Below are 9208 nucleotides of genomic sequence, written 5' to 3'. Positions count from 1 at the left end.
TGACAGGAAATTCAACGTAATTTCCTATCAAACAAAAAAATCCGCATATGCGGATTTTTGCTGTTGTCCTATATTCTGTAAACAAGAAAACTTACTCAATATCTACGATAGCATACGCTAACTCAAGTGTCAAGATGTATTAACTTCAATACAATCGCCAAAAAGCGTACTTATTGATCTTTTTATCTCATTGAACACTTGCAATTTTTGATTTTTTATATTATTATGTGGAAAAGCTTATGAAAGCTTGACGAACAAGTATTTTTTAAGGAGGGAAACAATTATGGCATACGTAATTAACGATTCTTGTGTAATGTGTGGTGCATGTGCTGGCGGATGTCCGGTAGGTGCTATTTCTGAAGGAGATGCTCAGTACCAGATCGACGCTGATGCTTGCATCGATTGCGGCGCATGTGCAGGTACATGTCCTACAGGTGCTATCTCTGAGGCTTAATCATAAAGTCTTTTTGGCACATATTATATTGAACATTAAAAAGACTGTCGCATCGCGGCAGTCTTTTTTTATGATGCCAGGGTCAAAAGCCTGAAATCACGATGTGCTTGCACAGGAGTGGTTTTATGGCTTAATGACCCGCCCTGATATGAGCATAAAAGTGGAGCGTCAGCTTCACGATATGCGAATATTGGGTAGAATTGTGGGAGTACGAAGTACGGAACAATTCGTATGGCATCTTTTAACCTCAACATCTTTTTATTCCAAAATTACATTTTTTACTTCATACCGCAATCATCTAATCCAGTGATCATTACTGATAGCGGATCACAACCAGACTCTGTGCCGGTATGAACACACATCCATCGATTTCCGCCGTTTCCTCTGTCACCACTGACACCTCCGGTCTGTCCTCCGGCATTTCCCCGGTTCCCCGCAACGTCCACATCTGTCCCGTTGTCCTTACCGCCAGACCATCTGCATCCTCCAGCATCAGCGCATATTCCCGATGATTTGTATTGACTAGTTTCAGAATGATCTCACCATGCGCATCCACTGCGGCAGATACATAGATGCCTTCCTTTCGCAATTTCACATCCTGTTTCTGCAACGGAATAGTGTAGGTACCTCTGTGATTTGCAAACAATTTCTGCACATAATAATTTGGTGTCAGATACACATCACTGTCATCGAACCAGATCATATCCGGCTTCCACTGACTGTGTCCGATGCGGTTAAACAGCGGTGCATAGGAAGCAAGTTTCACCACATCCGCATTTTTCTCAATGCCGGTCAGAAGTGCTGCTTCCGCCAGCGCACTCTCCATGGAGTTTGCCCGGTCTTCGGTATGTGCGGCGTACTCTCCGGCAAATACTGCCACATTCCGCGGATACTCATCATACATTGCCACATGGTCATATAACCACTGTGGACTGACATAATAATGCTCATCCACAGCATAGCTGAAGTCCGGATTCTCTTTCGCCTTTTCCCGATAGAACTTCCATGCATCCTCTGTGATGGAGCATTCCATAAAAGGACCTGCGGTTCCAAGCAGCCGGATCTCCGGATATTTCGCATGAATTGCCTGCGCAAACCGCTCATAGCGATGCTTCATATCCAGATACTGTGTCTCCCACTGTTCATTTCCCACAGACAGAAAATCCATATGGAAAGACTCCGGGTGTCCCATTCTGGCCCGCAATGCGCCCCATGTACTGTCCACCGGTCCGTTGGCAAACTCAATGAGATCCAGTGCATCCTGTACATATTCCTCAAACTTTGGATTGTCAGAATCTACCATCTCCGTGGAACGGAACTGACACGCCGTACCGATATTCAGCACCGGAAGCGGTTTTGCGTCCAGCAGTTCACACAGCAGAAAATATTCATAAAATCCAAGTCCAAAGGACTGACCGTAATGTGCATCCGGCCGCTTTGTCATTGGATCATTCTTGCTCCAGTCATCGTCAAATGCCCAAAGATTCGGGATATAGCGCCGATCTTTCACATCACCCACGGTATTTTTCCAGTAATAACGGTTGTCTAGGCTGATACCCTCCACGATACAGCCGCCCGGAAAACGCACAAATCCCGGTTTTATCGCCTGCAATGCCTCAAACAGGTCCTTCCGGAAAATCCCTGCCACTGCATCTTCCGGTATCATGGAGATCAGATCAAACTCTACGATACCCGGCACATCAAACGTAATTGCAAACTGCGCCCCACGGACATCATCCTGCGCTGTAAGTACCACCTCATATTTTATCCACTCACTTCTACGACACTTGCCGCTCTGATCCATCTCACGAATGTGCTGAATCTCCGGATTTAACGTACCGTAACCAATCTCCATCGGGATTTTCAGATCACAGAACGGCACATAAGGTACCGGCTTCACTGCATTTACTGCCACCTCTGCAAAAACCTGTCCGTCTTTTATGACCTTTATCTGAAAAGTATCGCCTTCATACGCCACACACCGTGCATAAAAGGACACACGATAGGTATGATCTTTTTCCAGACGGATCCCATCGTATGCCTTGTTTGCAAAACCCTGTCCTGCTGCTTTTGCAGTAAAACGCAGATAATGCGGATTCGCCTCTGACACCGGAGTACCTGTCACATACTGCATAAACGGAGCTTCTTCCCCGGACTGCTGTACGGACTTCCAGGCATACCCCGGATCATCCACCGCATAAAACCTCCCCGGATTGCCATAGGCCTCCCTTGCCTCAAAGGAACGGTTTTCAATCATCTCTGCATACAGACCGCCGTCTGCTGCAAAATTAATATCCTCAAAAAATAACCCGATCAGTTCCGGTGAAATCGGAACACCTTTTTCTTTTCCAATCCTCATGATACCTTACCTTCTCCTCACTTTTTATATCACCCAAAAGCTCAGGATTCCACATCCCACTGCAATCAGTGCTCCTGCCACCACATCTTTCACAAAATGTACCCGGCCAATCACTCTCGCCGCTGCCAGAAACACCCCAGCCACACAGAGAATTACTCCAAGCGGAGGGCACACATACCATGCTGCCATGGCAATGATATAGATGGAAAACACATGTCTGCTCGGGAACGAATTTCCTTTTGTGTCTTTCGGAATCAGCGGCTTCACCGGCCATTTTTCGTAAGGCCGTGGTGCATTAAACTTCCTGCGGAACAGACTCACCAACACAAAGGTCACCGCCGGAACCAGGAGTACCCGCCAGAACCGGCTGTCCCTGTAAACCATCAGATAAAAAAGCAATGCAGGATAAACGAGATAAACCACATCCGTCAGAATATGGTTTACCCGCAGCAGACAGTTCTTCTTTCGCTCCGATGTTTCGAATGGCGCTGCCAATCTGTCATAAAACTCCTGCTTCATCCTGCATTCCCTCATTTCTTCATTTCTTCAAAAAATTATTCATTTATTTCTCACGGATGATCTGTACATCCCAGCTGCCAAGTGCAAGTTTCTCACCAGCTGCCACATTGATTCCCGGAAAAGTCTGATCCTCTTTCATCAGATACACTCCGTCTGCTCCGGCATAAACAGCCTCTGCCGGTGTATGGGAATAGTTAAAGTAAAACCATACCCTTTTTCCGTTTTCGTCTTTCATGCGGCGCACAATAACCGGAAACTCTGTATTCTGTACTGTATCCGCAATACCTGCTTCTTTCATGGCATCTGCCAGCAGTTTCTGCAGATATTTTTCAGAAGTCTTGCAACCAAGATACTGCGCAATACCTTTTCCGTAATGATTTCTGGTCACTGCCGCATAATCCTTCCATGCATAATGGTCATAGGAAACCAGCACGTCAGCGCCTTCCGGTTTCACAAGTTCCATGAAAAGTTCTGCCTGCTCGTCCGCAGTGCCACTCAGTTTCACATTTTTCGGGAATGTGAAATTGCTGTATGAAATGCCAAGGCACTCGCTGAGTACATGCGGAAACGCATCATGATAAACTTTTACATTTTCATCGGTATAGGCCGTTTTAAATGTAGTGATCAGGTAACCACCATCGGCCACATACTGTTTCATCCGCTGCAGATCTGCCTCGCAGGCTGCATACAGTGCCGGAACAATGACCATCTGATACCGGTCCATATCCTTGCAGGATGGCTCGATAAAGTCCACTTCCACGTTCATCTTGTATAAGGCGTCATACATCCAGCGGACCACATCGTTGTAACCAGTCTTTCCCGGACCTTCCGCTGTAGTATCAATGCGGAACCAGTCAAGGGCTGACAGTGCATCGTTGCTGACTACCATCGCCACTTTGTTCTCTTTTTTCAGATTGCAGAGTGCCGGACTTAATGCCGCAAAATCCCGACCGATCGTTTTCGCCTCACAATATACATGATTTTCTTTGAAATCATGACTGAGCAGACCTCTCCAGTATGTCTCGAAAGAGTTATGGATAGAATGCCAGTGCCAGTATTCTACCAGAGCCGCACCGGATGCCACATGGCTGAACGCCTGCTGCCGAAGCTGCCCCGGATACGGTGTCCAACATGGGTAACCCTGTGCCTCTGTCTCAAGAACGAAATAATTATTCTGTTTCAGGGAACGGGTCATATCACCGCCAAAGGCGATTTCCGCACCGGTCAGTTCGTCCTGCGTCGGATGGTAAATGTCGCATCCTGCCACAGTCAGCGCCTCTTTTGCAATTTCAAAATGATTATTGGCCGGCTGTACACCATAGGAATATCCGCGCCACTCAAAATCCAGATTGTGGGTGATAAACTGATCCGGACGGGCATACTCTTTTACAATATTTGACTGCCAGGTCAGAAATTCTGTTACCAGACCACGGCGGAACTTATCAAACTCAGCTCCGAGACTTCCATTGATAGTTCCCCGGACATCCGGAAAATCTTCCCAGTTATCCACACGGTTGCTCCAGTAATCCAGACCAAATGCAGCGTTCATGGCATCGGTACTTCCGTTAAATTTTTCTTTCAGGTATTCCACAAACGCTGCCTGTACGTTCGGACCTGCAGTATCATAATATTTTGTCTCATTATCCAGCTGGAAACCAATGATGCACTTACGGTCCCGGCATACTTCCAGCAGCTTGCGGATCACACGCTCCCCGTATTTCAGATAGTTCGGATTCGTGATGTCCATGATCTGACGGGCTCCGTATACGCCTTCTCCCTGATGGGTCACAGCCAGAACCGTCGGATCCATTTTTACCAGCCAGGACGGTACCGCATAGGTCGGTGTACCGATGATGACATCAATGCCGGCTTCTTCCATGGCATCCAGCACTTTTATCACGGTAGAAAAATCAAACTGACCTTCCTGTTTTTCGTAAGTGCTCCAGGTTGATTCCGCGATACGCACCACGTTGATGCCTGCGGCTTTCATCATTTTAATGTCCTCATCAAGACGGTCGTATGGCAGATACTCGTAATAATATGCTACCCCGTACAGTAATTTGTTCATGTAAATGCCCTCCTATAATTGTCTTTTTATGTTGATAAATGGTCAAACTGCAAAACCATAATCCTTCCATCATCTGTATATTACAACAAATAGTTCATTGAAAAAAGAACACTATTGTCTTAAAAAGGACATTTATTAACCCTGCAAAAAACGATGCCTCTCAGACTCGTCTCACGACAGATTCTTTTCTACTTCGCCTTACCGTTCCCCCATATTCTTTACTCCAGATTTTTCAGCACTTCTTCATCTCTCAGATGTACATGAATACCGTTTACTTCCACTTCATCCGTCAACGGAATGACCAGACATGGTACACCGTCAATCATGCGTGTTTCCACCAGTCCTGCCTGCTCCGGGCTGACTTTGACAGTCATCTGCGGTGTTTTTACCTCAAATTTTCTGGTATCGGAGATGTTGTTTGCCATAACCGTCATCTGTGCACCGATTTCTTCATCGTATTGTTTTTCAAACTGTTCCAGATTCTCCTCCGGTGCCCCGCTGCGCTCTAACAGCTTGCGCACCTGCATTTTATCAAGTTCCAGCGGCTCGCCGTTTTCCTTCTGTTCTTCGATCATTTCATTCAGGTTCTCATGAATGTTGCGGACCATATCATACACGCACTCTTCCCCCAGGGTATCCTCAATGATTGCCTGGAAAGATTCTTTCTGCTGTCCGGCCGGGATTGGCTGCAGGCAGCCTAACAGCTGCTCCGTGATATCCGGGCAGAGTTCATTTGCGTTTTTGGAATAATAAAGCAGACGGTGAATGTCTGTATTTCTGTCCTGAAATGCCGGGAATAAAAATCCCTGTTCCGGCAGATCCACCATCCAGTCACGAATCCGGTCCTCGATACTGTTTGTCTCTGCATTGTAACAAAGTCCTGCCTTGGAGAGTGTCACCGGGCACAGACAGCACAGTACAAAATTATATATGTAATCCGATGCATCATCCATCTCCATGCCATCAGAAGTTTTCATCGGAATATCATAGGAACCGTGCACCAGCAGGATCAGATAATTTTCCGGATGATAGTATGTCTCAATCATGCGGTCATAAAAAGCGTCCAGCATGACATCATCCTTCAATTCACTGTCCCGCAGCGCCAGCAGACTTTTCTGTGTGCCATCCCCCATTTCCTGTTCCAGCGGGAACTCCATATTCAGCAGATTCTTTCCAAGGGTTCCGGACAGACTTTTACGGAAAATATCCAGATATTTGTAAATTTCTTCTTCCGGAAGGGAGAGAAATGCCTCCTTAAACTGTACGACTTTATTTTTGTCTGCGTCCACATAACAGCCGCAGAGACGATTTAAGCAGCAGCGTTCCTTGGTAAATAATTTTTTAATCTCTGTTACTTCTTTTTTATTCATATTCTCATTCTCTTTCTACTCTTTTTTCAGGAATTACTCCGGCATAAATTCTTTCGTCATCTCGATAAAAGCTTTCATTGCCGGCGATACCCAGCGATTTTTGCTGTAAATGACCTGCATCAGCATCGAACTTCGAAATCCCTTGACGGAAAACAATGCAATCTTTTTCTCCCGCAATGCTTCCTCCAGCGTGAATCTCGGCAACAGGGAAACTCCCAGATTTTCAATCACGGCATCAATGATCAGCCGGGTGTACCCAATCTCTGTAATCGATGGTCGGCGTCCCCGTTCCTCCACCACATACTGTTCAAATGCCTGACGGTAATTGCAGCCCTCTTCGATCATAATAAAATTTTCTGCCAGAACCGTATCCAGCGGAATGTCCTTTTTTCCGGCAAACGGGTGATCCGCCGGACAGAAAAAGCGGATTTCTGTGGGCACTTCATGTGCCGTCACCCAGTTGATACGATTAATTTTCTTGTCAACAGTCAGGATCAAATCCAGTTTTCCTTTGCCAAGCAGCTCCATACATTCCAGTGTCGTTGCCACAACCACTTTGATATTTGCCCTTGGATACCGCTTCTTAAATTCCCGGAAAATAATTCCATAGCGAGAAGCACACAACGTTTCCATGATACCTACACTTACTTCTCCACCGGGATCTGCCCCTTCCGCAAAATGCTCCAGCGCCATGGCTTCACAGCGCTGCAGATTGTATGCATAATCCAGAAACTCTTTACCGGCGGCGGAAAGCACCGCACTCTTGCCATTTCGTTCAAACAGTGACACGCCAAGTTCCCGTTCCAGCGTCTGGATCTGCATGGTAACCGTAGACTGTGCATAGCCAAGCTCTGTGGCAGCCTTGGAAAAATTCCCGATTTCTGCAATTTTGATAAACGTTTTTACATTTCGTAGTTCCATAATTCCCCCACCTGTTTATTTCCTTATTATTGTATCTGGAAATCTTCCGGAAGTAAATATCATTGTTTCTTATTGTTCACTTTTTTTGATTTCACATATCACTTTTTTCAATTTTACAAATGGGTAACTATGTAGTATTCTAATATCAGAAATTGAACGAAATTTCAAAATCACTTTTTTACAACTCTCAACAAACAATCAGAAAAGCCTGTCCATTGGACAGGCTTTTTTGATGTCTTATTTGTGGTATTCCTGGCTAAAATTTAATTTTTTTCATAGCGCGGCACGCAGTGCCATCAAGTAAAAAAGGCAAATCTGAAAGCAAAATCATCCATGTCTGTCTGGATTTTTGCTTCAGATTTGCCCTTTACACAGCCAACAAGCTTTTACGCATTAAAAATCATTTTTGCACAGCCATACATTCCGGCATCATTTCCAAGAGAAGCAAGTACAAATTTTGTCTCCTGGCAGGATTTGAATACACGCTCCTTAAAATATTTCTGCACGGCATCCAGCAGGATCTGTCCGGCTCTGGACACACCACCGCCGATAACAAACATCTCAGGATCTATTACAACAGCGATAGAACCAAGCGCTCCGCCTAAAATTCTTCCTACTTCTTCCACCAGTTCCTGTGCTACTGCATCTCCGGCTTTTGCCGCATCAAAAACATCCTTTGCGGTCACTTCCGGAAGACTTCGCAGGCTGGTCTTGGCATCATCTGCTGCTAGGCGCTGTTTTGTCAGACGTACAATACCGGTTGCTGACGCATACTGCTCCAGGCATCCGCGTTTTCCACATCCGCAAGTCTCCGTCTCTGTCTCAGATACTTTCATATGACCGATCTCTCCACCGGCACCATGTACACCGCCAACGATAGAACCGTTAATAATAATTCCGCCGCCGACACCGGTTCCCAGTGTGACCATGACACCGTTCTGACATCCCTGACCGCCGCCTTTCCACATCTCACCAAGGGCAGCTACATTTGCATCATTTCCTACTTTTACCGGCAGACCGATTTTCTCAGAAAGTGTCTCTGCCACATCGAATGTACCCCATCCGAGATTGACACATTCACATACGACGCTGTCATTTTTAACCGGACCCGGAACACCGATTCCGACACCCTCTACCTCATCTTTGCTGATACCGGCATCTGCCAGTTTGCTCTCTAAGGATGCCACAATATCATCCAGAATGGAGGCACCATGATTCTCTGTATTAGTTTTGATCTCCCATTTGTCCAGCATATTGCCGGAGTTCTCAAAAAATCCGATTTTACAGGTTGTTCCACCTACGTCAACACCAAATCCATACTTCTTCATTTTCCATACCTCTCTACTATGTTCTTTGTTTGTAAAGCGGACATTCGCAATCCGCTTTCGCTACTTGCTCATGATTTTCCTTAGTATAGCACATCTATGGCTGCTGTCTCAATGCCGGATTTCTATATTTGAAATGATTTTTTTGTATTTTTCCGAACTTGTAAAGCGGACATTCGCAATCCGCTTTCG

At 45.8% G+C, this 9208-nt stretch carries 7 protein-coding genes; 1 reads left to right on the top strand and 6 read right to left on the bottom strand.

Features of this window, described 5'->3' with window-relative positions:
* The first annotated feature begins 283 nt into the window (after positions 1-283).
* The gene (locus tag HMPREF0373_RS05420; RefSeq protein WP_021738628.1) at positions 284-454 is read left to right on the top strand and encodes a DUF362 domain-containing protein; all 171 of its coding nucleotides are present in this window, start codon (positions 284-286) and stop codon (positions 452-454) included.
* Between the two features lie 313 nt (positions 455-767).
* On the opposite strand, the gene HMPREF0373_RS05415 is transcribed toward HMPREF0373_RS05420, so the two are convergent.
* The 6 genes from HMPREF0373_RS05415 to HMPREF0373_RS05390 all read right to left on the bottom strand — a co-directional run bounded on the left by HMPREF0373_RS05415 (position 768) and on the right by HMPREF0373_RS05390 (position 9019).
* Positions 768-2813 carry an alpha-L-arabinofuranosidase C-terminal domain-containing protein gene (locus tag HMPREF0373_RS05415; protein WP_021738627.1) on the bottom strand — a complete coding sequence of 682 codons (2046 nt, stop codon included), beginning with the start codon at positions 2811-2813 and terminating at the stop codon, positions 768-770.
* A gap of 24 nt (positions 2814-2837) precedes the next feature.
* Positions 2838-3332, bottom strand: a complete 495-nt coding sequence (locus HMPREF0373_RS05410) for a phosphatase PAP2 family protein (RefSeq protein WP_021738626.1) — start codon at positions 3330-3332, stop codon at positions 2838-2840.
* Between the two features lie 43 nt (positions 3333-3375).
* Complete coding sequence (locus HMPREF0373_RS05405) at positions 3376-5400, bottom strand: beta-galactosidase (RefSeq protein WP_021738625.1); 2025 nt, start codon at positions 5398-5400, stop codon at positions 3376-3378.
* A gap of 218 nt (positions 5401-5618) precedes the next feature.
* Positions 5619-6770: a DUF4317 domain-containing protein gene (locus HMPREF0373_RS05400; RefSeq protein WP_021738624.1), complete on the bottom strand. Its 1152-nt coding sequence runs from the start codon at positions 6768-6770 to the stop codon at positions 5619-5621.
* 33 nt (positions 6771-6803) lie between these two features.
* Positions 6804-7691 (bottom strand): LysR family transcriptional regulator, encoded by an 888-nt coding sequence (locus HMPREF0373_RS05395; protein WP_021738623.1) that lies wholly within the window; start codon positions 7689-7691, stop codon positions 6804-6806.
* Positions 7692-8077: 386 nt separating this feature from the next.
* Positions 8078-9019 carry an ROK family glucokinase gene (locus HMPREF0373_RS05390; protein ID WP_021738622.1) on the bottom strand — a complete coding sequence of 314 codons (942 nt, stop codon included), beginning with the start codon at positions 9017-9019 and terminating at the stop codon, positions 8078-8080.
* Positions 9020-9208 lie beyond the last annotated feature (189 nt).

Source organism: Eubacterium ramulus ATCC 29099 (genome assembly GCF_000469345.1).
Lineage (GTDB): Bacteria > Bacillota > Clostridia > Lachnospirales > Lachnospiraceae > Eubacterium_I > Eubacterium_I ramulus.
This window is presented reverse-complemented; position numbering and strand designations above follow the sequence as displayed.